At 67.0% G+C, this 23,191-nt stretch carries 26 protein-coding genes; 7 read left to right on the top strand and 19 right to left on the bottom strand.

The window, feature by feature from the left end; translation table 11 throughout:
- Window positions 1–4 precede the first annotated feature (4 nt).
- The 6 genes from mtrA to AC5Y42_RS15790 form a co-directional block, all read right to left on the bottom strand.
- On the bottom strand, window positions 5–691 hold the full coding sequence (gene mtrA, locus AC5Y42_RS15815) for a two-component system response regulator MtrA (protein ID WP_015354856.1): 687 nt from the start codon (window positions 689–691) through the stop codon (window positions 5–7).
- A 53-nt stretch (window positions 692–744) separates the two neighbouring features.
- On the bottom strand, window positions 745–1,377 hold the full coding sequence (locus AC5Y42_RS15810; RefSeq protein ID WP_499899441.1) for a dTMP kinase: 633 nt from the start codon (window positions 1,375–1,377) through the stop codon (window positions 745–747).
- A 71-nt stretch (window positions 1,378–1,448) separates the two neighbouring features.
- The gene (locus AC5Y42_RS15805) at window positions 1,449–1,739 is read right to left on the bottom strand and encodes a WXG100 family type VII secretion target (RefSeq protein ID WP_499894831.1); all 291 of its coding nucleotides are present in this window, start codon (window positions 1,737–1,739) and stop codon (window positions 1,449–1,451) included.
- A 17-nt stretch (window positions 1,740–1,756) separates the two neighbouring features.
- Window positions 1,757–2,050: a type VII secretion system protein EsxG gene (gene esxG / locus AC5Y42_RS15800; RefSeq protein WP_499894829.1), complete on the bottom strand. Its 294-nt coding sequence runs from the start codon at window positions 2,048–2,050 to the stop codon at window positions 1,757–1,759.
- A 17-nt stretch (window positions 2,051–2,067) separates the two neighbouring features.
- Complete coding sequence (locus AC5Y42_RS15795; protein ID WP_499899439.1) at window positions 2,068–3,687, bottom strand: PPE family protein; 1,620 nt, start codon at window positions 3,685–3,687, stop codon at window positions 2,068–2,070.
- Window positions 3,684–3,995 (bottom strand): PE family protein, encoded by a 312-nt coding sequence (locus AC5Y42_RS15790; RefSeq protein ID WP_499899437.1) that lies wholly within the window; start codon window positions 3,993–3,995, stop codon window positions 3,684–3,686. Before AC5Y42_RS15790 ends, AC5Y42_RS15795 begins: the two co-directional genes overlap by 4 nt.
- A gap of 99 nt (window positions 3,996–4,094) precedes the next feature.
- Between AC5Y42_RS15790 and AC5Y42_RS15785 the strand changes: the two genes are divergently transcribed.
- On the top strand, window positions 4,095–4,853 hold the full coding sequence (locus tag AC5Y42_RS15785) for a DUF2275 domain-containing protein (protein WP_499899435.1): 759 nt from the start codon (window positions 4,095–4,097) through the stop codon (window positions 4,851–4,853).
- Between the two features lie 63 nt (window positions 4,854–4,916).
- Window positions 4,917–5,471, top strand: a complete 555-nt coding sequence (gene sigC / locus AC5Y42_RS15780; RefSeq protein WP_499899432.1) for an RNA polymerase sigma factor SigC — start codon at window positions 4,917–4,919, stop codon at window positions 5,469–5,471.
- Window positions 5,472–5,488: 17 nt separating this feature from the next.
- On the opposite strand, the gene ahcY is transcribed toward sigC, so the two are convergent.
- From ahcY to AC5Y42_RS15750, 6 genes are all read right to left on the bottom strand, one after another.
- The gene (gene ahcY / locus AC5Y42_RS15775) at window positions 5,489–6,961 is read right to left on the bottom strand and encodes an adenosylhomocysteinase (RefSeq protein ID WP_499899431.1); all 1,473 of its coding nucleotides are present in this window, start codon (window positions 6,959–6,961) and stop codon (window positions 5,489–5,491) included.
- Between the two features lie 135 nt (window positions 6,962–7,096).
- Window positions 7,097–7,720 (bottom strand): TetR family transcriptional regulator AlkX, encoded by a 624-nt coding sequence (alkX, locus tag AC5Y42_RS15770; protein ID WP_499899429.1) that lies wholly within the window; start codon window positions 7,718–7,720, stop codon window positions 7,097–7,099.
- Window positions 7,717–7,899, bottom strand: a complete 183-nt coding sequence (locus tag AC5Y42_RS15765; protein ID WP_499899427.1) for a rubredoxin — start codon at window positions 7,897–7,899, stop codon at window positions 7,717–7,719. Before AC5Y42_RS15765 ends, alkX begins: the two co-directional genes overlap by 4 nt.
- Window positions 7,896–8,066, bottom strand: a complete 171-nt coding sequence (locus AC5Y42_RS15760) for a rubredoxin (protein ID WP_499899425.1) — start codon at window positions 8,064–8,066, stop codon at window positions 7,896–7,898. Before AC5Y42_RS15760 ends, AC5Y42_RS15765 begins: the two co-directional genes overlap by 4 nt.
- Window positions 8,066–9,277, bottom strand: coding sequence for an alkane 1-monooxygenase (locus AC5Y42_RS15755; RefSeq protein WP_499899423.1), 1,212 nt, complete (start codon window positions 9,275–9,277; stop codon window positions 8,066–8,068). Before AC5Y42_RS15755 ends, AC5Y42_RS15760 begins: the two co-directional genes overlap by 1 nt.
- Window positions 9,278–9,378: 101 nt before the next feature.
- Window positions 9,379–10,884 carry an amino acid permease gene (locus AC5Y42_RS15750; protein ID WP_499899421.1) on the bottom strand — a complete coding sequence of 502 codons (1,506 nt, stop codon included), beginning with the start codon at window positions 10,882–10,884 and terminating at the stop codon, window positions 9,379–9,381.
- A 54-nt stretch (window positions 10,885–10,938) separates the two neighbouring features.
- On the opposite strand from AC5Y42_RS15750, the gene AC5Y42_RS15745 reads away from it, so the two are divergent.
- Complete coding sequence (locus AC5Y42_RS15745; RefSeq protein WP_499899419.1) at window positions 10,939–12,342, top strand: FAD-dependent oxidoreductase; 1,404 nt, start codon at window positions 10,939–10,941, stop codon at window positions 12,340–12,342.
- On the opposite strand, the gene AC5Y42_RS15740 is transcribed toward AC5Y42_RS15745, so the two are convergent.
- The 5 genes from AC5Y42_RS15740 to AC5Y42_RS15720 form a co-directional block, all read right to left on the bottom strand.
- Window positions 12,303–13,223, bottom strand: coding sequence for a cation diffusion facilitator family transporter (locus tag AC5Y42_RS15740; RefSeq protein WP_499899417.1), 921 nt, complete (start codon window positions 13,221–13,223; stop codon window positions 12,303–12,305). The genes AC5Y42_RS15745 and AC5Y42_RS15740 overlap by 40 nt on opposite strands.
- Entirely contained in the window at window positions 13,220–14,446 is a 1,227-nt protein-coding gene (manA, locus tag AC5Y42_RS15735; protein WP_499899415.1) for a mannose-6-phosphate isomerase, class I, read from the bottom strand. The genes AC5Y42_RS15740 and manA overlap by 4 nt, the downstream gene beginning before the upstream one ends.
- 9 nt (window positions 14,447–14,455) lie before the next feature.
- Window positions 14,456–15,550 (bottom strand): TobH protein, encoded by a 1,095-nt coding sequence (locus tag AC5Y42_RS15730; RefSeq protein WP_499899413.1) that lies wholly within the window; start codon window positions 15,548–15,550, stop codon window positions 14,456–14,458.
- 8 nt (window positions 15,551–15,558) lie between these two features.
- Entirely contained in the window at window positions 15,559–16,947 is a 1,389-nt protein-coding gene (locus AC5Y42_RS15725) for a phosphomannomutase/phosphoglucomutase (protein ID WP_499899411.1), read from the bottom strand.
- A 96-nt stretch (window positions 16,948–17,043) separates the two neighbouring features.
- Complete coding sequence (locus tag AC5Y42_RS15720; RefSeq protein ID WP_499899409.1) at window positions 17,044–17,475, bottom strand: DUF3499 domain-containing protein; 432 nt, start codon at window positions 17,473–17,475, stop codon at window positions 17,044–17,046.
- 152 nt (window positions 17,476–17,627) lie between these two features.
- On the opposite strand from AC5Y42_RS15720, the gene AC5Y42_RS15715 reads away from it, so the two are divergent.
- Window positions 17,628–18,050 carry a metallopeptidase family protein gene (locus tag AC5Y42_RS15715; protein WP_499886231.1) on the top strand — a complete coding sequence of 141 codons (423 nt, stop codon included), beginning with the start codon at window positions 17,628–17,630 and terminating at the stop codon, window positions 18,048–18,050.
- 10 nt (window positions 18,051–18,060) lie between these two features.
- Here the strand turns inward: AC5Y42_RS15715 and AC5Y42_RS15710 are convergent, their stop codons facing one another.
- Window positions 18,061–18,393, bottom strand: coding sequence for a WhiB family transcriptional regulator (locus tag AC5Y42_RS15710; protein WP_499899641.1), 333 nt, complete (start codon window positions 18,391–18,393; stop codon window positions 18,061–18,063).
- Window positions 18,394–18,770: 377 nt separating this feature from the next.
- On the opposite strand from AC5Y42_RS15710, the gene cofD reads away from it, so the two are divergent.
- Genes cofD through AC5Y42_RS15695 form a run of 3 tightly spaced genes read left to right on the top strand, consistent with a single transcriptional unit; the run spans window position 18,771 to window position 21,720 of the window.
- Window positions 18,771–19,760, top strand: a complete 990-nt coding sequence (cofD, locus tag AC5Y42_RS15705; RefSeq protein WP_499899407.1) for a 2-phospho-L-lactate transferase — start codon at window positions 18,771–18,773, stop codon at window positions 19,758–19,760.
- Window positions 19,757–21,130, top strand: a complete 1,374-nt coding sequence (locus AC5Y42_RS15700; protein WP_499899405.1) for a coenzyme F420-0:L-glutamate ligase — start codon at window positions 19,757–19,759, stop codon at window positions 21,128–21,130. The genes cofD and AC5Y42_RS15700 overlap by 4 nt, the downstream gene beginning before the upstream one ends.
- A complete protein-coding gene (locus tag AC5Y42_RS15695; protein ID WP_499899403.1) occupies window positions 21,127–21,720 on the top strand; it encodes an NUDIX hydrolase in 594 nt (197 codons plus the stop codon). The genes AC5Y42_RS15700 and AC5Y42_RS15695 overlap by 4 nt, the downstream gene beginning before the upstream one ends.
- Here the strand turns inward: AC5Y42_RS15695 and AC5Y42_RS15690 are convergent.
- Window positions 21,669–23,180: an HNH endonuclease signature motif containing protein gene (locus tag AC5Y42_RS15690; RefSeq protein ID WP_499899401.1), complete on the bottom strand. Its 1,512-nt coding sequence runs from the start codon at window positions 23,178–23,180 to the stop codon at window positions 21,669–21,671. The two genes, AC5Y42_RS15695 and AC5Y42_RS15690, sit on opposite strands and share 52 nt — an antisense overlap.
- Window positions 23,181–23,191: the final 11 nt, after the last annotated feature.

Raw genomic sequence — 23,191 nt, 5'->3', positions numbered from 1 at the left:
CAAATCACGGAGGTCCGGCCTTGTATCCCACTCCTCGAACGGTCAGGACAACGGTCGGGTTCTCCGGGTCTTTTTCGACCTTGGCCCGCAGACGCTGGACATGCACGTTCACCAAGCGGGTGTCCGCTGGGTGGCGGTATCCCCACACCTGTTCGAGCAGCACATCACGAGTAAACACCTGGCGTGGTTTGCGTGCCAGCGCCACCAGCAGGTCGAATTCCAGCGGCGTCAGCGAGATCTGTTCGCCGTTGCGGGTGACCTTGTGCGCCGGCACGTCGATATCGACGTCGGCGATGGACAGCATCTCGGCAGGCTCGTCGTCATTGCGCCGCAGCCGGGCCCGCACCCGGGCTACCAGTTCCTTGGGCTTGAACGGCTTCATGATGTAGTCGTCGGCGCCCGACTCCAGGCCCAACACCACGTCGACGGTGTCGGTCTTGGCGGTGAGCATGACGATCGGCACACCGGAGTCCGCGCGCAGCACCCGGCACACGTCGATGCCGTTCATGCCGGGCAGCATCAGGTCCAGCAGCACCAGATCGGGGCGCAGTTCGCGCACGGCGGTGAGCGCCTGGGTGCCGTCACCGATGACCGCGGTGTCAAAACCTTCCCCCCGCAGCACGATGGTGAGCATCTCGGCCAGCGAAGCGTCGTCGTCGACGACGAGAATCCTTTGCCTCATGGTGTCCATGGTGTCACCAGAACGGGACAAAACTGGGCTACCACACGCGGGTTTCTTTCAGTTCAGCGGCCGACGAGGGTAGCCGCCAGCTTTTCGGGGTCGACATCGGCGTCGACCACCAGCCATCGCCCACCCCACCGCGCGGCGGCCAGGCCGGCGTACACGGCCCCGGTTCGCTGCTGCAGCGCGTCGTCACGTTCGTAGGCGTCACGCGCCCGGCCCGCTTCCTGACGCGCCCGCCGGCGGGCGCGCTGTCCGGCCAGCTCAGCCGAAACGCCAAGCAGCACTTGCCAATCGGGTGCGGGAAGCTGCAGCCGCTGGTATTCGATCTGCTGCACCCACGCCGCTACGTCTCCGTCGGCGTGCTGACGCAGGCGCGCGGCGCTGTAGGCGGCGTTGGACGCCACGTAGCGATCCAGGATCACCACATCGTGCTCACGGCACAGTTCGCGGATCTGCTCGGCCGCGCCGGCACGGTCCAGCGCGAACAGCATGGCCATCGCATACACCGACGACGCGAGGTCACCATGCTGGCCGTGCAGAGCTTCGTGCGCGACGTCGGCGGCCACCGATTGCCCGTAGCGGGGAAACGCACACGTGGCCACCGACTTACCGGCGGCTTCGAAGGCGGTGCGCAGCCCGCCCGACAAGGTCCGCTTGCCGGCGCCGTCGACGCCTTCGATTGCGATCAACACCGGGCGAGCCTATCGCCGCGGCCCTTCGACGCCTGTTTAGCCCGCGCTAACCGCAGTCTCGATGCTGAGGGTCAGCCGCCCCATTTGGCGGCTTCGGCTTGGTCGCGGGCCAGCATGGCCATGGTGTTGGCCTCATGATTACCCGCCATCGCGTGATAGGCCCGCACCAACTCCTCCATCGCCTGATTCCACTGCGCCTGCCACGCCTGATACGTCATCCCGGTATCCCCTTGCCAAGCACCCGACAACGCGGCCTGCTCACTAGAGATATCCGCCCCCAACCCCTGCATGGTCGCCGCATACGACGCCATATCCCCGGCATGCGCCAACATCGCCGGGTAGTTGTACATAATCTGCGACATCATCTGATCCCTTCGACTCAGAACCCGGAATAGCCACTGGCCGCAGCAGCATCCGCCGCCACATAGGTGCCCGCGGCATCACCCAAATTGGCCTGCGCGATATCCAACAACGCATTCACCTTGGCCGCCACCTCCACAAACCGGGCATGCGACGCCTGAAACGCCGCCGAAGACTCCCCCACATGAAACGCCTGCGCCGACAGCGCCTCCTGCTCCGCCTGCCCAATCGTGGACCGCATCAACCCCGCCTTCGCCGCAAACGCCGACTGCGACGCCACCAACTGCGGAATATGGGCATCCAACAAACTCATCCTGTTCCCTTTCCTTTTTAACTACGGTCCGTAGCGCTGCCGGGCGTCCAGCTGCCCGGCACCATCGGCATCGCCGGGCCACCGCCGAACTCGTCACCGGCCAACGTGGTCAACCCCGCCGCCTCGGCCGTCGAGCCTTGCCGTCCGTTCCCGGCAGAACCCAGCGGTCCAGCACCCCAATCCGAGGCGCTCACTGCGTCAATTGCGTCGTCGTCGGTCCCCGGCTCCAGATCCATGTACTCGTAACCGCGGCCCAGTTCCTGCACTTTCGCGCGCCGCCGGGCCCGTTTTTGCTCGCGGGTGGTTGCCGCCTTCGCGGCGGCCGCCGCGGGATTGTCCACCGGTGACTCCTGCTCCTGACCGCGTGAGCGACGGCTTGCGGCGCTGCTCCGGGCCGACAGTCCCGTTGCGCCCACCGCGTACGACACGTCGGTCATCGACGCGTTGGCTCCCAGCGTGTCGGTGGCGGTCGGACCGAAGCCGACGCCGGGACCGCCGCCGGCCGGTCCGCCGCCCATCGCTGACGCCGTGCTCGGGGTCGCGGCGGTCGATGTGCTCGGGGCGTTCGTCACCGTTGTTGCGGTACCGCCCGCCGTCAGCGGCGCCGGTGCCGAACCCAGGGGCGCCGGGATTGGCGCCGTGGCCGGCATGTCCGCTACCGGGGGGACCGTGACGCTGGCCGCGGCGGCGGCGATCCCGGCCGCTACTCCCGCCACGCCGCCGATTGCGGCGGCCCCCACCACTGGAACAACAGCCATCAACAATGTCGGAGCCATCTGCACGAAAGGCCACACCAGCATCAACGAATGGAAGATGAACCAGCCCATAGCGGTTGCGAGCGCTGGCGACATTCCGGGGATCTGCATCAATATCGAGGTGATGCCATTGACAAATGGAACCGCCGGAATCGGCCATCCGTCGGGGTAGATCTCCTTGCCGAGGGGCCAAAGGATGTTCTGGGTGATGTTTGAGAGACGGGCCGCCAGGCGGTCTTGCCACGACGAACTCGCGTCCGCGCTGTTGAGATGGGCGCCGGCGTCAGCCGCCGGGGCGGCGGCAGCCGATTGGGTGGTCGCAGCCGCGGTGCTGGCTTCACCCCCCGGCACCATGATCGGTGGGGCAGGCACCGTCGCGGGCACTGCAGCCAGAGCCGAGCCGGCAACCACCTGATAGGTGGTCATCGTCTCGGCAGCCAGTACCCACATGCGCACGTAGTCGGCTTCGTTGAGCGCAATCGGGATGGTGTTGATCCCGAAGAAGTTGGTGGCCACCAACGTCGCGTGGATAGCGTGGTTTGCCGCGAGCTCCGGCAGCGTGGGCATGACGGCCAGCGCGGACACGTAGGCGCCGGCAGCTGTCTCGTGCAGAGCCGCCGCAACTGTGCTCTTCTCGGCACTCTCAGCTAGCCAGCTCAGATACGGCCCGTGCGCGGACACATATCGCACCGCGCTGGGCCCGTCCCACGCCGCCTGCGCGCCGGCTAACACCGTGCTGAGTTCGCCTGCCGCCGAACCGTACTCGACACTCAACGAGGACCACGCCGCCGCGGCCGCCAGCAACGACCCGGGGCCCGGGCCGCTGCTGAGCATTGCCGAATGCACTTCCGGCGGCAAGGCCATCCAGATTGGCGCCGTCATAGGCCGCCGGCGATCAGATATGACGATGCCGCCGAGGCATCGCCGGTGGCATAACTGACAGCGGACTCACCAGTGCCGACACCCGCGCGGCCGAGCTCGGCCACGCCCTGGGCGCCCATGACGGAATGCTCGGCGCCATGTGCGCTGAAGCCGACCGCCGTCTGCAGCGAGACCGGATCAGCGGCGGGCGGCAGCACCGCCGAAATCAACGGGGATGCACCGGCCTCCGCGGCCGCAAGCCGCGCGGTCAACGCCTCGACGGCAGCGCTGGTCGCGCTGAGGCCCTCGGGAACAACTCGCAGGGACACAAACACCCCTTCCGGAATCTCGCGTTGTGTACCTACAGTGGTCGGCACGCGGCGCGGTTTGGTTCCCGCCGAAGAAGCCTTTGTGCAAAAGACACAGAAATGAGCGACGATACAAAGATGCGGTGTGAGATTGCGCGTGAAGCGCTATCGGCGCGGCTGGACGGCGAGCCGCAGCAGGTGCCGGCCCAGCGGGTCGATGCCCATCTGGGATCGTGTCCGGATTGCCGTGCCTGGCTGATCGGCGTGGCGGTACAAACCCGACAACTGGCCTCGCTCGAAGCGGGCCACGGACCGGACATGGTCGAGCAGATCATGGCGGCTGTCGGCGTGGCGCCCGTTGCGCCGCATCGGCGTTGGTGGCGAGGGCTGGTCTCGGACTACCGCCGGTGGGCGCTGATCCTGGCGGGGCTGATCCAGGTCGCGCTGGCGTCGGCGCAGATCGCCGGCATCGATTTCGGCATGGTGTCCACCCACACGCACGGCGCGGCAACCGGCGCGCACCTGTTGCACGAGTCCACTGCATGGTTACTGGCGCTCGGAGCCGCGATGATTGCCGCGGGCATCTGGACCACCGCCGCGGTAGGTGTTGCGGCGATCGCCGGCGCGTATGCGGTTGCGCTGCTGGGTTATGTGGCCGTCGACAGCTACAGCGGGCAGGTGACGGCTTCTCGGGTCGCCAGCCACCTACCGCTGCTGGTTGGTTTGCTGTTCGCGTTGCTGGTGGCGCGAAACCGCGCCGGATCAAGTCAGCCCAGTGCGGCCGGCGACGAGGCGACGAGCGAACTCGTGCTGACCGCGGCGGTGACCAGTGCTCGACGGCGCGGACACCTGCGCCCGGTCAACCGTTCGGCGGCCTGAGCATGATGGTCTACGACGGCCCGTCGTAGACGGGTGAGTCGGTCGAGTTTAAGGTGAGTGGTCATGACCGCGCGTAGCGACGACGAAGCCGTTACCGCGCTTGCTTTGGCCGCCGCGCGCGGCGACGCCCGGGCTCTCGAGGCGTTCATCAAAGCCACTCAACAAGACGTGTGGCGTTTTGTGGCGTACCTGTCGGACGGCGCCAGCGCCGACGACCTGGCCCAGGAAACCTTTCTTCGGGCGATCGGCGCCATCCAGCGCTTCTCCGGGCGTTCCAGCGCGCGAACCTGGCTGCTGGCCATCGCGCGACGAGTCGTCGCCGATCACATCCGTCATGCACGATCCCGGCCTCGCACCGCCCACGGCGCTGATCCTGAGCAGCTACTCAACCGCGACCGCCCCGCCCGGGGATTCGAGGACCTCGTCGAGGTGACCACGATGATCGCCGGTCTCAACGCCGAGCAGCGGGAGGCACTGCTGCTCACACAGTTCCTCGGTCTGTCCTATGCCGACGCCGCCGCGGTGTGCGGCTGCCCGGTGGGCACCATCCGATCCCGAGTCGCCCGCGCCCGCGATGCGCTGCTGGCGGGCCTGGACCGCGACGAGGCGACCGGATAGCGCGTCTAGACCTGCGCTTAGTAGCGGTAGTGGTCCGGCTTGTAGGGGCCCTCGACGTCGACGCCGATGTACTCGGCCTGTTCCTTGGTCAGCTTGGTGAGCTCACCGCCGAGCGCCTCGACGTGGATGCGGGCCACCTTCTCGTCGAGGTGCTTGGGCAGCCGGTACACCTCGTTGTCGTACTCGTCGTTCTTGGTCCACAGCTCGATCTGAGCGATCACCTGGTTGGAGAAGCTGTTGCTCATCACGAACGACGGGTGACCGGTGGCGTTACCGAGGTTCAGCAGCCGGCCCTCGGAGAGCACGATGATCGACTTGCCGGTGTCGCCGAACGTCCACAGGTCGACCTGCGGGCGGATGTTGGTCTTGGTGGCGCCCGACTTCTCCAGCCTGGCCATCTGGATCTCGTTGTCGAAGTGGCCGATGTTGCCCAGGATCGCCTTGTCCTTCATGGCCTTCATGTGCTCGAGCGTGATGATGTCCTTGTTGCCGGTGGTCGTGACGATGATGTCGGCCTCGCCGATCACGTCCTCCACTCGCTTGACGTCGTGGCCTTCCATCAAAGCCTGCAGCGCGTTGATCGGGTCAATCTCGGTGACGGTCACCCGCGCGCCCTGACCGGCCAGCGACTCGACACTGCCCTTGCCGACGTCGCCGTAACCGCAGACCAACACCTTCTTGCCGCCGATGAGCACATCGGTGCCGCGGTTGATCCCGTCGATCAGCGAGTGCCGGCAGCCGTACTTGTTGTCGAACTTGGACTTGGTCACCGAGTCGTTGACGTTGATCGCCGGGAACGTCAGGTCGCCGGCCGCGGCGAACTGGTAGAGCCGCAGCACGCCGGTGGTGGTCTCTTCGGTGACGCCCTTGACCGACTCGGAGATCTTCGTCCACTTGTCCTTATCGGTTTCGAAACGACGACGCAGCAGGTTCAGGAAGACCTTCCACTCGGCGGGGTCGTCGTCTTCGGCGGGCGGCACCACACCGGCCTTTTCGAATTGCGCACCGCGTAGCACCATCATGGTGGCGTCGCCGCCGTCGTCGAGGATCATGTTGGCCGGCTCATCGGGCCACGTGAGCATCTGCTCGGCCGCCCACCAGTACTCCTCGAGCGTCTCGCCCTTCCAGGCGAACACCGGGATGCCCTTCGGCTCCTCGGGGGTGCCGTGGCGGCCGACGACCACGGCTGCTGCGGCGTGGTCCTGAGTAGAAAAGATGTTGCACGACGCCCACCGGACTTCGGCGCCCAGGTCGACGAGGGTCTCGATGAGGACCGCGGTCTGCACGGTCATGTGCAGCGAGCCGGAAATGCGTGCCCCCTTGAGCGGCTGCACTTCGGCGTACTCGCGGCGCAGCGACATGAGCCCCGGCATTTCCTGTTCGGAGAGCTCGATGTCCAGGCGCCCGTACTCCGCCAACGACAGGTCAGCCACCTTGTATTCGATGCCGTTGCGAACGTCGGCGCTCAGCGCGTTTTCGGTGGTCGTCATCTAGGGCCCAATCCTCGTCTGTTCAACTAGTTAGCTTGCATACACATTAGTCCGATGCAGCCGGCGCGCGAATGCCGGGTTCAGTCGGTCCCGCCTAACCCTATTGCTCCAGTGCGCCGTGCGCCCACCTGCCCGCTAGCCGAGCTCCCCGTAGCGTTCAGCGGCGGGCGTGAAGAGCCTGGCCAGATCGGCTGCCACGTCATGATCGGCCTCCGGCGGCATGGACACATAGCTGATGGCCAACCGCACGACGGCGCGTGCCAGTATCCCGGAATCTTCCTCGCTGGCTTTGACCCAGCTGTGCTGGAACGTGGCCGTCAACCGCTGCGAGCACCGGGTGATGATCGGGCCGCTGTCGATGGTGATGATCTGGAGCAGATCGGGCTTGGCGACGCCGGTGAGCAACGATATGACCAGCGGGTCGGCGGCCGACTCGGTGAAGAAGTTGCGGAAGCCCTGCAGGAATGCGGCGTAGATGTCGCCGACGTTGGAGCAAATCGCGTCGGCGACGGCATCGACCAACCGATCGGCCAGTCGTAGCGCGTAGCCCTGCGCCAGGCCTTGGCGCGACCCGAACTCGTTGTAGATGGTCTGCCGGCTGATGCCCGCAGCGCCGGCCACGTCGGCCAGCGTGATGGCCGACCAGTCACGGGTGCCCAGCAATTCGCGCATCGCGTCGAGCACCGAATCGCGCAAGAGGACCCGCGACGCCTCGGCGTACGGGACCCGTTGCTTCACATGCGTGAGGGTAGTTGTCACGAGCGCGCGATCTCCACCATGTCGAAGTCGGACTTGGCCGCACCGCAGTCCGGGCAACTCCAGTCCTCGGGGATGTCGTCCCAGCGGGTGCCGGGGGCGATGCCGTCTTCCGGCCAGCCCTTGGCCTCGTCGTACTCGAAGCCGCACTGCACGCAGACGAACAGCTTGTAGTCGCTCATTGGGTTACCTCCATCTCGAAATCGACTTTCTCGCGAACGCCGCAGTCGGGGCAGCACCAATCGTCGGGAACGCGGTCCCACGGCGTGCCGGCCGGAAAGCCCTCCCGGGCAACGCCTTTGGCTTCGTCGTACACGTAGCCGCAGCCCGGGCACCGGTACGACGCCATCACGCCACCGCCCCATACCGAGCCAGCATCTTCTCCCGCAGCCGCGGCTGCACGTTGACGCGGGTGATGTCGCCGCCGTAGTGCTCCAGCACCCGGTGGTCCATCAGCCGTCGCCACAGCGGCGGGAAGTAGGTCAGCCCGATGAGTGATGCGTAGCCGCTGGGCAGATTCGGCGCCTCAGCCATGCTGCGCAGCGTCTGGTAGCGCCGGGTCGGGTTGGCGTGGTGATCGCTGTGCCGCTGCAGGTGATACAGGAACAGGTTGGTCACGATGTGGTCGGAGTTCCAGCTGTGTTCGGGCGTGCAGCGCTCGTAGCGACCATTCGGAAGTTGTTGTCGCAGCAGACCGTAGTGCTCGAGGTAGTTGACCGACTCCAGCAACGAGAATCCGTAGACCGCCTGGATGATCACGAACGGAATCAGCGCCGGCCCGAAGACCGCGAGCATCACCGCCCAGAACACCACCGACATCAGCCAGGCGTTGAGCACGTCGTTGGACAGGTGCCACGGACTCTTCTCGAGCCGACGCATCCGTTGTGCTTCCAGCCGCCAAGCCGAACGCAGGCTGCCGATGACGCTGCGGGGAAAGAACTCCCAGAACGTCTCGCCGAAGCGGGCCGACGCGGGGTCTTCCGGGGTGGCCACCCGCACATGATGGCCGCGGTTGTGCTCGATGTAGAAGTGCCCGTACCAGGTCTGCGCCAGGGTGATCTTGGATAGCCAGCGTTCCAGCGAGTCCTTCTTGTGTCCCATCTCATGGGCGGTGTTGATGCCGATACCGCCCAGCGCGCCGACCGACAGCGCCAAACCGATCTTGGCCGGCCAGTTGAGCGCCCCCTCGAAACCCAGCCAACTCAGGTCCGACGCGGTGAACAGATAGGCGCCGACGATGACGGAAAGGTACTGGAACGGGATGTAGACGTAGGTGCAGTAGCGGTAGTACTTGTCGTTCTCCAGCCGTTCCATCACGTCGTCGGGCGCGTTTTGCCCGTCGGGCCCGTAGCGCACGTCGAGCAGGGGCAGCACCACATAGACCAGGATCGGCCCGATCCAGAACAGCACCGTCGAGGCGGCCCGCCAACCGGCCTGGTTCATCGCCCACACGAGGGGCAGGATCACCAACAACGCGGTCGGAGCGATCAGCCCGAGCAGCCAGAGGTAGCGCTTTTTGTCCTGCCACACCATCGTGTCGAGGCCGGGTCCGGCGGTCATATCGTCAATCCCTCCTTGTGGATCAGAGCACGTTGAGATTGACACTAACTGCTCGCGTGTCTCTTGTCTAGACACAAAGGCCTATTTTGTAAAACTAGTGCCTAGGGCCCGGCGGTGCTAGCGGCCACTTGGACGTTGGCGGCTTCGGCCTCGCGGATTGCCACGACGGAATGCCGACGCCCGTAGCCGGCGTAGATGACGATGCCGATGGCCATCCACACGCCGAACCGGATCCAGGTCACCCCGGTCAGGTTGAGCATCAGCCACAGGCACGCACACACCGACGTGATCGGCAGCAACGGCACCCAGGGGGCGCGGAAGCCGCGCGGCAGGTCCGGTCGGGTCCGACGCAGCACGATCACACCGGCCGACACCAGTGCGAAGGCGAAGAGTGTCCCGACGTTCACCATCTCTTCGAGCTTGGTCATCGGAAACGCCGAGGCGGACAACGCCACCAGCAGTGCGACCACCACGGTGATGCGCACCGGGGTGCCTCGCGGGCCGGTCCTGGCCAATTGTCGGGGCAGCAACCCGTCGCGTGACATCGCAAACAGCACCCGGCACTGGCCGAGCATCAGCACCATCACCACGGTGGTCAGGCCGGCCAGCGCCCCGACGGAGATGATGTTGGAGGCCCAATGCACGCCGTTGGCGGTGAACGCAGTGGCGAGGTTGGCGTGCCGGCCATCAGGGCGGTCCCGAAGCACGGTGTACGGCACCATCCCGGACAGCACGATCGACACGGCGACATAGAGCACGGTGACGATTCCCAGCGAGGCCAAGATGCCGCGCGGGACATCGCGTTGCGGGTGCTTGGTCTCCTCGGCCATCGTGGCGACGATGTCGAACCCGATGAACGCGAAGAACACGATCGATGCCCCGGCCAACACGCCGTACCAGCCGTAATGGCTGTTCTGTGCACCGGTCAGCAGCGACAACACCGACTGGTCGACACCGGTTCCGGCGTGCTCGGCTTCGGGCGGCGGGATGAACGGTGAATAGTTGGCGCGTTTGACGTAGAACGCTCCGACGATCACGACCAACACCACCACGCCGACCTTGATCGCAGTGACGACGGCGGAGAAATGCGATGAGAGCTTGGTGCCCAACGCAAGCAACGTGGCCACCAGCGCGACGATGAGTAGCGCACCCCAGTCCAGCATGACCGAATCGAAGATGACCACGCCCGCTTGGAATCCGAGGATCATGCCCAGGTAACTCGACCAGCCCTTCGCCACCACAGCGGCGCCAATCGCCAACTCCAGCACCAGGTTCCAGCCGATCACCCAGGCCAGGAACTCACCGAAGGTGGCGTAGGAGAAAGTGTAGGCGCTGCCGGCCACCGGAAGCGTCGAGGAAAACTCCGCGTAGCACAGCGCCGCCAATCCGCAGGTGGTGGCGGCGATCAAAAACGACACCCAGATGGCCGGACCGGTGATGTTGCCCGCTGTCGAGGCGGTGACGGTGAAGATCCCCGCGCCGATCACCACCGAGACCCCGAAGACGGTCAGATGCCACCAGGACAGATCTCGGCGCAACCTGGTGCTCGGCTCGTCGGTGTCGGCGATCGACTGTTCGACCGATTTGGTGCGCCATCGACCGGCCATGCCCCCATCCTTTCCCCACGATCTGACGGCACAGTACCGAGTACGCTGCGGTTAATGGGTGGGGACAGCACACGGCGGCATGCAGCCGTCATCGGGGCCAGCATCGCAGGGCTCTGCGCTGCGCGGGTGCTCTCGGATTTCTATGACCGGGTGACGGTGTTCGAGCGCGACGAGATGCCCAGCGAGCCCGCCAACCGCTCGGCGGTCCCGCAGGGCCGGCATGTGCACCTGCTGATGGCGCGCGGCGCGGTGGAATTCGAGGCGTTGTTCCCGGGTCTGCTCGACGACATGGTGGCCGCCGGGGTGCCGATTCTGGAAAACCGGCCGGACTGCATCTACTTCGGCGCCGCCGGCCATGTGCTGGGAACCGGCCACACCCTGCGCGACGAGTTCACCGCCTATGTACCCAGCCGGCCGCAACTGGAATGGCAGATCCGGCGCCGGGTGCGCGAAATCGGCAACGTCGAGATCCAGCGACGCGCAGTCGGCGAACCACGCTTCGATGCTGCCGCGCAACGGGTGACCGGCGTCTTGGTAGCGGGCGACGATGACCCGACCGAAGTCGCCGCCGACCTCGTCGTCGACGCAGCGGGCCGGGGCACCCGGCTACCGGTGTGGCTGGAGCAGTGGGGATATCAGCGGCCGCGTGAGGACGTGGTCGACGTCGGCATCGGCTATGCCTCACACCAGTTCCGCCTGCCCGATGCAGTCATCCGGGAACGGGTGGTCGTTGCCGGCGCATCCCGCCGGCAGCCGCTCGGGCTGGGCATGCTGGGTTACGAGGATGGGACCTGGATGCTGACGACCTTCGGCGTAGCCAAAGCCGAACCACCGCATGACTTTTCCGAAATGCTGGCGCTTGCCAAAAAGCTGCTGCCCGCCGAATTCACCGCCGCGCTCGACCAGGCCGAACCAATCGGCGAGATGGCCTTCCATCGCTTCCCGACCAGCAGATGGCGCCGTTATGACAAGCTCGACCGCTTCCCGGCGGGGATCGTCCCGCTCGGGGATGCGGTAGCCAGCTTCGACCCGACCTACGGGCAAGGGATGACGATGACGTCGCTGCAGGCCGGCCACCTTCGCCGGGCGCTGCAGCAACCGGACGGCGATGTGGCGAGCGAACTGAACCGGGCCACCGCCAAGACCACCTTCCCGGTGTGGACGATGAACGCCATCGGCGACTATTCGTTCCATCACGCCGGCGGCCCGATGCCGCGCTGGTATCGCCCGATCGGTAACTTGTTCGACCAGTTCCTCGGCGCCGCCGAGACGGATCCCGTTCTGGCCGAATGGTTTTTGCGCCGATTCTCCTTGCTCGACAGCCTCTACATGGTGCCCTCGGCGCGACTCGTCGGCCGCGCGATCCGACACAACATGCGACTTTGGCTGACCGAGCGCCGGCAAGCCCGGGGTCGGGGCTACCCGGAAAGCGTGCGATCCAAATCGGGTTCGAGGTAGATCACCCGCGCAGCCGGCACCGCCGCCCGGATGTTGGCCTCGGCCGCGTCGATGGTGGCCGCGACCGTGGCCAACTCGACGTGCGGGCCCACCGCGATCTTGGCCGCCACCAGCAGCTCGTCGGGGCCCAGGTACTGGGTACGGAGGTGGATCAGCCGATCGACGTGCTCGGTTGACTCCAGCGCCGCCCGGATCGCTTGTGTTTGGGCAATGGTGGCGCCTTCGCCGATCAGCAGGCTGTGCATCTCGACCATCAGGATGATCGCGATCAGGCCCAGCAGCAGCCCGATGCCGATGGTGCCGATCCCGTCCCAGACCGGGTCACCGGTGGCGACGGTCAAGCCGACACCGGCCAGCGCGAACACCAACCCGATGAGCGCACCGGTGTCCTCCAGCAACACCACCGGCAGTTCGGGATTGCGGGAGTTGCGGATGAAACGCCACCAGCTCGCGTCGCCCTTCAGCGGCCGTGATTCCTTCATGGCGGTGCGAAAACTGAACGTCTCCAACATGATTGCCACGAACAGGATGATCAGCGCCACCACCGGGGAATTGAGCTCGGTGGGGTGAGCGATCTTGTGGTAGCCCTCGTAGAGGGCAAATACCGCACCGAGGGTGAACAACACCAACGCCACGACGAACGACCAGAAGTACCGGCTGCGGCCATAGCCGAACGGGTGCAGGGCGTCGGCTTGTTTGCGCGCTTCGCGCTGCCCCAACAGCAGCAGTGCCTGATTGGACGTATCGGCCACCGAGTGCACCGCCTCAGCGAGCATCGAGGAACTGCCGGTGATCACAAATCCGAAGAACTTGGCGACGGCAATGCCGGCGTTGGCGGCCAGCGCGGCCAGAATCGCACGGGTGCTACCGGCCTCGCTCACAGGCCGACGGTCGCCCGGAATAACTTGCTGGGCTGGTCAGCGACAAGTCGGATCGGCCCGTCATCGGCGCCCACCCAAGCGGCTGCGCCGCGTTCGAGCGTCAACACCCCGGTTTTCCCGTGCACCGTGGTGCGGCCCTCGGTGCACAGCAGGATTTGCGGACCGTCGTGGCGCGACGGCGCGTCGACCTCGTGACCGAGGTAATCGTGATCGAGGGTCAGCACCGACACCGCGAACTCATCGCTCGGGGTGTCGTAAACCTGCGCCAGCCCGTCGCGGTGCGTCGGCGGCCGCAGCTGCGCTTCGGTGGTGGGCGTGAAATCCAACACCCGTAGCAATTCGGGCACGTCGACGTGTTTGGGCGTCAAGCCGCCCCGTAACACGTTGTCGGAGTTGGCCATAACCTCCACGGCGATGCCACGTAGATAGGTGTGCAGGTTGCCGGCCGGCAAAAAGATCGCCTCGCCGGGCGCCAGGCTGATGCGGTTGAGCAGCAACGCGGCCAGCACACCGGCGTCGCCGGGATAACACTCACCCAGCTCCAGCACGGTCTTGGCTTCGGCGGCGAATTGCGTTGCGCCGGAACTGACGTAGTGGATAGCGCCGTCGAGCACTGCGGGCACCAGCACGTCGATGTCAGGCTGCGGGGCGGTGATCCAGGTGGTGAACAGCGCGCGCAAACCATCGGCGTCGGACTGGTCGTTCAGCAGCTCGATGAACGGGTCGAGGTCGGAGACCGCCAATGCCCGCAGCAGTTCGATGGTGTGCGCCGCCGGACGGAACCCGGCCAGCGCCTCGAACGGCTGCAGCGCCACCAACAGCTCCGGTTTGTGACTGGAATCGCGATAGTTGCGCACCGGTGACGACACCGGAATGCCCAGCCGCTCCTCGCGCAGGTACCCCTCGGCCGCCTGCTCAGCGCTGGGATGGGCCTGCAGCGACAGCGGCTCGTCAGCCGCAAGGACCTTGACCAAAAACGGCAGCACATCGCCGAACCGCGCCCGGGCCACCGAGCCGAGTTGGCCGTCGGGGTCGGCGACCAATGTTTGCAACAACGAGGTTTCGCCGCCTGCTGTCGCCAGCCAGGCCGGGTCGGCCGGATGTGCACCTAACCAGAGCTCGGCTTCCGGATGGGCGGCCGGGACCGGTCGTCCGGTGAATTCGGCGATGGCCGTACGCGAGCCCCAGGCGTACGTCCGTATCGCTCCCCGTAGTAGTTCCACTTCTGTCGTCTATTCCCCCAGCAGGCGCAGGTAAACCGCGGCCATCTCCAACCGAACAGCCAATATTGCCAGCTGGTGCTCGGGCCGCTGCGGGCCGAGCGGGCTCGACGGCCCGCCGGCCGCTTCGGACGCGTCGGGCACATCCCCCGCGCCGACGACGTCGACGTCCTCGAGGCGGCCGACTCTGGCCGCGACCACCGTCCGCTCGGCGGCCAGCGTCAGAGCCAGCACCCGCAGCCGGTCGGGCAACGGCCCGTCGATCTGGTCGTCGTGAAACAGCGCGTCTGCCGGATCCCGGAATCCGGACGGCAGCCCGGTGCGTACCGCGATCAGCGCATCCGCCAGGCCGGTCGCGGCGACCACCTGGTGACCCGTCCGCAGTAGCGCCGAAGACCCGTGCCGGGCCAGCGTAAGCGTCGCCGCACAATCGCCGGCCAGCGCGACACGGCGTCCCGACATGCGCGCGGCCAGTGCCTTGGCCGGATTGGTGAACAATTCGCGCCCGGCGCTGTTGCGCAACACCTCGGCGTCCAGCTCGTCGGCCAGCGCAGCCAAGTCGGTGCGCAGGCCGGCGTCGACGCCGTGCAACGCGGCCAGGCCGGCGGCCAGGTACCGGGGCAAGCCGAACTCCTCGGGAACCGGCAACCGTGGCTCGAGCACCGCCGCCCGCCCGGCGGTGGTGTCGCGTAGCGGGCCTTCGTAGGGTGCCGCGACCACGACCCGCGCACCGCGGCGAACGCCGGTGGCGGCGGCGCCCACCAGCGCCGGATCGCCGGGGTCGTCGCCGGCCACGACCAGCACGTCGAGCGCGCCGACCCAGGGCGGGGCTTCCGCGGCGAGCACGATCGGCTCGGCGGCCGACCGGCCCAGCGTCGCGGCGAGCAGGCTGCCAGCGGTCTCGGCGGTGCCGCGGCCGGCCACCCAGATCACCGTCCGGGGACGATCGTCGCCGCGCACCGGATCCAGGGCGCCCTCGTCGATCGCAGCGGCCGTCGCGCGCACCTGCGCGCCCGCCATCGACGCCGCCCTCAGCAGCCCGTCGTGGTCGGCGGCGATCAGGGCGTCGGTGTCGTCGAGGTCGATGGTGGCGTGTGTCGCGTTCACGGGACGGCCTATGTCTGCCCGGCGATGTCGGCGTTGATTTGAGCGCTGACCTGTTGCACCACCGCGTCGACGTCTTCGGCGCAGCGGCCCTCCACGTTGAGCCGCAACAGCGGCTCGGTGTTGGAGCTGCGCAGGTTGAACCAGCTGCCGTCGCCCAGGTCCACCGTCACCCCGTCCAGGTGGTCGATGGAGTGGATATGCGTGCCGAAAGACTTCAGGACCGCCTCGGTGGCCGACGCGGCGTCGGCGACGGTGAAGTTGATCTCGCCGGAGGATTCGTACCGCTGGTAGTCAGCGGTCAGCTCCGACAGCGGCCGCTGCTGCTCGCCGAGTGCCGCCAGCACATGCAGCGCCGCCAGCATCCCGGAATCGGCACCCCAGAAGTCGCGGAAGTAGTAGTGCGCGGAGTGCTCGCCACCGAAGATCGCGCCGGTGTCGGCCATCAGGGCCTTGATGTAGGAGTGCCCGACCCGGGAGCGCACGGGTGTGCCGCCGCGCTCCACCACCAATTCGGGTACCGCGCGGGAGGTGATCAAGTTGTGAATGACGGAGGCGCCGATTTCTCGGGTGAGCTCCCGTGCGGCGACCAGTGCAGTCACTGTCGACGGTGACACCGGCCGGCCGCACTCGTCGACCACGAAACACCGGTCGGCGTCGCCGTCGAAGGCCAGGCCGAGATCGGCCCCGCTGGTCTGCACATACTTTTGCAGGTCCACCAGATTGGCCGGGTCCAGCGGGTTGGCCTCGTGGTTGGGGAAGGTGCCGTCGAGCTCGAAGTACAACGGCAACAGCGTGATCGACTCGATGGCGCCGAGCACCGCCGGCGCGGTATGGCCGGCCATGCCGTTGCCGGCGTCGACGGCGACCCGCAGCGGACGCAGCCCGGAGGTGTCTACCAGCGAGCGCAGGAAGGCGCCGTAGTCGGCCAGCACGTCCTGCTCGGCGATACTGCCCGGCGCGCCGTCGTAGTGCGGGACGCCGGCGACGAGATCGTCGCGGATGGCGGTCAACCCGGTTTCGGCACCGACCGGCTTGGCCCCGGCCCGGCACATCTTGATGCCGTTGTAGGCGGCCGGGTTGTGGCTGGCGGTGAACATCGCCCCGGGGCAGTCCAACATCCCGGAGGCGAAGTAGAGCTGATCGGTGGATGCCAGACCGATGCGGACGACGTCCAGACCCTGCTCGGTGACCCCTGTCGCGAAGGCATCCGCCAACGACGGTGAGCTGTCCCGCATGTCGTAGCCGATGACGACCCGGCCGGCCTCGTCGTCGCGCACCAGCTTGGCGAAGGCTGCGCCGACGTCGGCGGCAAACGATTCGTCGATCTCGTCGTCGACCAAGCCCCGCACGTCATAAGCCTTGATCACACGGTTGACAGCCGCGGCGGGCCGAGACATGAAAAGGCTCCTGACTATGGGGACTCTTGGCCGTCAGCTTAGCCCGGCGACGATGCAGGCCGGGTCGGTCCGGAAGCGTGCGGAGGATCGATCGTATTAATCAGCGGGGTCTGGAAGCACCCGCAGGTGACCGCGCCGGCGCCCGGTGCCGGTGGGCCGCTGCACGGTCGACGCCAGCACGCCGCCGTCGGCCACCGCGGGCGACACACCGCCGTTGTGAGCCTCGGAAAACCCGTTGACCGGCGGTCCGCTCGCCACCACCTCGCGGCCCTCGCGCACCGCTTCGGCCAACGCGATCAAGTCGTCGTCGTCGGAATAGATGGGCAGCGGGCCGGCATGCCGGACGAGCTCCCACCCACGCGGCGCGGTGATGCGGCTGGCGTGGCTGACGCACAGGTCCCAGGAGTGTGGCTCACGCGCGGTCGCGAGCGGGCCGACCACCGCCGTCGAGTCGGAGTAGACGAACGTCAGCGTCGCCACCGCATAGTGCGGGCACCCCGGCCGACAGCAGCGACGCGGAAGATTCACGTTCGGAAGGCTATCGCGCCCAAAGGCCCCCACAGCGGCGGACACGCGCATTGCGGTCGGACGCGATTCCCAACCGTTACCATCGGCGCGTGAGCGATTCGCGCAGCTCCGGCCGGTCGATACGCAGACCGGTTTCCCGCCGCGGTCGCGATATGCGCGGTCCTCTGCTGCCGCCGACGGTGCCGGGATGGCGCACGCGCGGCGAGCGGTTCGATATGGCGGTGCTCGAGGCCTACGAGCCGATCGAGCGCCGCTGGCAGGAGCGGTTGTCGGGGCTCGACGTGGCGGTCGACGAGATCCCGCGGATCTCGGCCAAAGATCCCGCCAGCGTGCAGTGGCCGCCCGAGGTAGTCGCTGACGGGCCCATCGCACTGGCCAGGTTGATCCCCGCCGGTGTCGACGTGCGGGGCAGTGCCACCCGGGCGCGGATCGTATTGTTCCGCAAGCCGATCGAGCGGCGAGCGAAAGACACTGTCGAGCTGGCCGACTTGCTGCACGAGATTCTGGTGGCGCAGGTGGCCACTTATCTGGACGTCGAGCCCTCGGTCATCGACCCGACGATCGACGACGAGTAGCCACGCGCTGCTAGATGATCCCGCGCTTGAGGCGGCGGCGTTCCCGTTCGGAAAGGCCACCCCAGATGCCGAAGCGCTCGTCGTGTGCCAAGGCGTATTCCAGGCACTCGGTGCGCACCTCGCAGCCCAGGCAAATCTTCTTGGCTTCGCGGGTGGAGCCGCCCTTTTCGGGAAAGAACGCCTCGGGGTCGGTTTGCGCGCACAAGGCGCGGTCTTGCCATTGGTCGGGTGTAACCGGCGTCGGCTCAAAGACTTCCGGTGCTTCGGGCACCAAACTCAAATGGGGTCGTGCGGTGGCCCCCATCATCGCCGAGCCGACAGTGGTGTGCGGTGTGCTTCCCATTAGGCCCCGAAGGTGTTCATAGGACATGCTCCGCCTCCTCACCTGGTTTCGTTGATCGTGAATGTCGCCACTGTTTTGATGTGCGGCCATCTCGATTCGAACAAACGATCGAATCTCGGTCTGCGACACCGAATCCGGCCGGCTAACCGGGAAATGACACTGATGAGATTACACACGTGTTAGCACCGCAGGTCAAGCGATTGGACGGAATTCCATATCATCTCGTGACCATTTTTTGATGGCACTGCCCCGGTTGACCCTCCGCGTGTCGGGCCCGGGTGGGTCGGCGACGCTTCTCCGAAGACCCGACCACCTCGCCGTGCGCGCCTCACGCCGCTGTTCGGCGGGCCTCCTCGTCGCGCGTACTGTCGTGCGATGTGAAGGTCACGGTTCTCGTTGGCGGGGTCGGCGGCGCCCGCTTCCTCATCGGTGTGCAACGGCTGCTGAGCCTGGGCCAATTCGCCCCCGGGCCGACAGGCGATCAGCACGAACTGACCGCAATCGTCAACATCGGCGACGACGCCTGGATGCACGGCGTGCGTATCTGCCCGGATCTGGACACCTGCATGTACACCCTGGGCGGCGGTGTCGACCCACAGCGCGGCTGGGGTCATCGCGACGAAACCTGGCACGCCAAGGAGGAACTGGTGCGCTACGGCGTGCAGCCGGACTGGTTCGAGCTCGGTGACCGCGATTTGGCGACCCACTTGGTGCGTACCCAGATGCTGCGGGCCGGCTATCCGCTGTCACAGATCACCGCCGCGCTGTGCGACCGGTGGCAACCGGGCGCAACGCTGTTGCCGGTCAGCGACGACCGCTGCGAAACCCATGTGGTCATCACCGATCCCAGCGACGGCAATCAACGTGCGATCCACTTCCAGGAGTGGTGGGTGCGCTACCGCGCCCAGGTGCCCACCCACAGCTTCGCCTTTGTTGGCGCCGAAAAGGCTCAGGCGACAACCGAAGTCGCGGATGCGATCGCCGATGCCGATATCGTCCTGCTGGCGCCGTCCAACCCGGTGGTGAGCATCGGCGCCCTCCTTGCTATTTCCGGTGTCCGTGGCGCGTTGCGGTCGACCAGTGCTCCCGTCGTCGGCTACTCCCCCATCGTCGGAGGAAAACCGCTGCGCGGCATGGCTCATGAATGTCTGACCGTCATCGGCGTGCCATCCACCGCCGAGGCGGTGGGTCGGCACTACGGCTCGCGCGCAGGTACCGGCATCCTGGACTGCTGGCTGATCCACGACGGTGACCATGCCGACATCGACGGTGTGGCGGTGCGCTCGATACCACTGCTGATGGCCGATCCCGATGCGACGGCGCAGATGGTCAGCGCCGGTTTGGAACTCGCAGGCGTGGCGGCGTGACCCCCGACGACAAGCCAGAGCAGCGCAGCGCTCGCGAGCACGGCAGTGCGTCGGCGGTCGAAATCCTGCCCGTCCCCGGTCTTCCCGAATTCCGCCCGGGCGACGATTTGAGCGCCGGGATCGCCGCGGCCGCACCCTGGCTGCGCGACGGCGACGTGGTCGTGGTCACCAGCAAGGTGGTGTCCAAATGCGAGGGCCGACTGGTCCCAGCGCCCGATGACCCCGATGCGCGGGACACGTTGCGGCGCAAGCTCGTCGACAGCGAGGCGGTGCGAGTACTGGCCCGCAAGGGCCGCACACTGATCACCGAAAACCGACAGGGGCTGGTGCAGGCCGCTGCGGGCGTGGATGGCTCCAACGTCGGCGTCGCGGAGCTGGCGCTGTTGCCCATCGACCCCGACGCCAGCGCCGCGGCGTTGCGCACCCAACTGCATGAGCGGCTGGGAATCACCGTCGCCGTGGTGATCACTGACACGATGGGTCGCGCTTGGCGCAACGGGCAGATCGACGCCACCGTCGGCTCGGCGGGTTTGGCGGTGCTGCACAACTATGCCGGCGCCGTCGACCCGCACGGCAACGAGCTGGTCGTCACCGAGGTCGCCGTCGCCGACGAGATCGCGGCTGCCGCCGATCTGGTCAAGGGCAAGCTGACCGCGATCCCCGTGGCCGTGGTGCGCGGCCTGCCCATACTCGACGACGGCACGACGGCGCGGCAATTGGTTCGGCCGGGCACCGAAGACCTGTTTTGGCTCGGTACCGCCGAAGCGCTGGAGCAGGGCCGCCGGCAGGCTCAGTTGCTGCGCCGCTCGGTACGCCAGTTCGCCGACGAGCCGGTACCGCCGCACCTCGTCGAGGCCGCTGTCGCCGAGGCGCTCACCGCACCCGCTCCCCACCACACCCGGCCGGTGCGGTTCGTGTGGCTGCAGACTCCGTCGACCCGCACCCGCCTGCTGGACCGCATGCGCGACAAGTGGCGCACCGACCTGGCCGGTGACGGCAAGCCCGCCGATGCCATCGAGCGGCGAGTGGCGCGCGGCCAGATCCTCTACGACGCTCCGGAAGTCATCGTCCCCATGCTGGCCCCCGACGGCGCGCACAGCTACCCCGATGCTGCCCGCACCGATGCCGAGCGGACGATGTTCACTGTCGCCGTGGGCGCGGCGGTGCAAGGGCTGCTGGTCGCCTTGGCGGTACGCGGGCTGGGCAGCTGCTGGATCGGCTCGACGATCTTTGCCGCCGACCTGGTTCGCGACGAGCTGGGACTTCCGCGCGATTGGGAGCCGTTGGGCGCCATCGCGATTGGCTACCCGGCGCAGCCGCAGGAGCCCAAAGATCCGGTACCCGTCGCCGATCTGCTGGTGCGCAAGTGAGCGTGCGGGACTCCGCGATCGCGCTGCTGTCCGATTGGCAGGCGCCGGATCCGGCGCAGGACGCACTGCGGCATGCCGTGCTCGCCTTCCTGTATGCCCGCGAGGACGCCTGCCGCCGCGAGTGCGTGCCCGGGCACGTCACAGCCTCAGCGCTGGTGCTCGACCAGTCCGGCGCCCAGGTGCTGCTCACCCTGCATCCGCGGCTGGGCCGATGGGTTCAGCTGGGCGGGCACTGCGAGGACAGCGACGACGACATTCTCGCTGCGGCGCTGCGCGAGGCTACCGAGGAATCCGGTGTCGCGAGCCTGCGGCTTGCACCCGATCTCGTTGCCGTGCATGTACATCCGGTCACCTGCTCGCTGGGCGTGCCGACCCGCCATCTCGACCTGGAGTTCGTCGCACACGCGCCGCCCGACGCGCAGATCGTCCTCAGCGACGAATCAGAGGACCTGCGGTGGTGGCCGGCCGACGCATTGCCCGTAGGCAGCGACGCCGCGCTGGCGTATTTGGTCGCCCGGGCTTCGAGCGTGGGCTCAACTCAGAACGGTGGTGGTTCGTCGTTTGGGTCGGGTGGGGGCAGTCCGAAGTAGCTCATGCGCTCGCCTCGCCGTGCTGTGCGTGCCTCGTGGTTGGCTCGGCGTTCGGCGGCGATGCGGTGGGCGCGGTTTTGGGCGCGGGTGCGGCGGCGTTTGGGCATCATCGCGCTGCGCTCGCCGCAGTAGTCATCCGGGAGATCGGCTTCGATCGCCGAGATGCCGCCGGTGGAGTGGCACAAGCTGGGAAACAGCAGCGCACTGCCCGGAGTGCTGACATAGGTCTGACCCGAAGGCGACGTCAAAATCAGGGTGCCGTCGGGCAACTGCTGATCGCGCCAACCCCAAAACGTCTTCACCAAATGATGAGTGCGGCAATAACATTTGAGATTCGACGCATGCGTCGGCCCGCCAACGGCATACGGGATCGTATGGTCGAGATCGCAATCGCCTGCCGGCCGGTCACAGCCCGGCCAGCGACACGTCAAATCCCGGCACCGCACAAAATCCGCCAACGCCTTGGACGGCACATACCCCGGCTCGGGTGGCGCATCGCCCGGGTGAACCAACGCCACCAGCTTGGCCGTTTTAGCCAGCTCCGCAACCAGTTCAGGTGGGATCAGCCCATCGGCCCCGACCTCGGAAGCCATTGCCGAGCCGCTGCCCGAGATCGCGGCCTGCTCGGCGACCACATGGATCACCACAGGTGATGCAGCAGGCTGCTTTCCAGCGGCACAATCGGGCCGCCCACAACGACAGCCCAGTCGATCAGCCCGTGCCGCAAGGGCACCCAACGCATCAGCACGGCGCTGATCGCGAGTCCGCGGATCGTGCTCACACACCGTGGCAGCCAACGCATCCAATTGCTGGTCGAGAGCATGCGCATCGGCAGTCAGCAGGCTCCCATGGATCTCCGAGATACCCGAGTCGGCATCGCCGATCCAAATGTCTCGATCACCCTGGCGCTGTTTGCGCCGCCGCACAGCATCGGCGTCAGCCCTGGCCACAATCTTGTCGACCTGCCCGGCAAGGCGACCCTGCGTCATCGACGGCCAACGCGGCACATTCACGGCCAACTGCGCATCCACCGCGGCCAACACGTCGCGATCGGTGATCAAATCGGTGCGAAACACAATCGTCTGAAACACCCGATAGTCGATATCGCCGGCCTTGAACACCGCTGCCACCTTCGGCAGCCGCTCGCGCATGGCCCGGGCATACCGCAGCCGACTTGCCGCCAGCCCCTGACTGATCCGCAGCGCCGCGGCCACCTCAGCCGTCACCGCCTCTTCAGTATCAATGGCCCATTCTTCGGTGTTCGAGCACCGCGACAACCGGTAACCGAACAATTCCCCAATCGCGGTCAGCTGCGCGGCCGCTGCCTGGTTCTCCGCCCGCGAGGACGCACAGATCCGCTCCACCAGCGCACTCGACTCCGGCGTGGTCGAGGGATGGCGCCGCTCGAACAGCTCATCAAACCGAGCGATCACCGCCACCCGCGCCGCCTCATCGAACATATGTTCGAGTA

Source organism: Mycobacterium sp. NGS48 (genome assembly GCF_059812585.1).
Note: the sequence above shows the minus strand (reverse complement) of the source record. Positions and strands in the feature narration are given on the sequence as shown.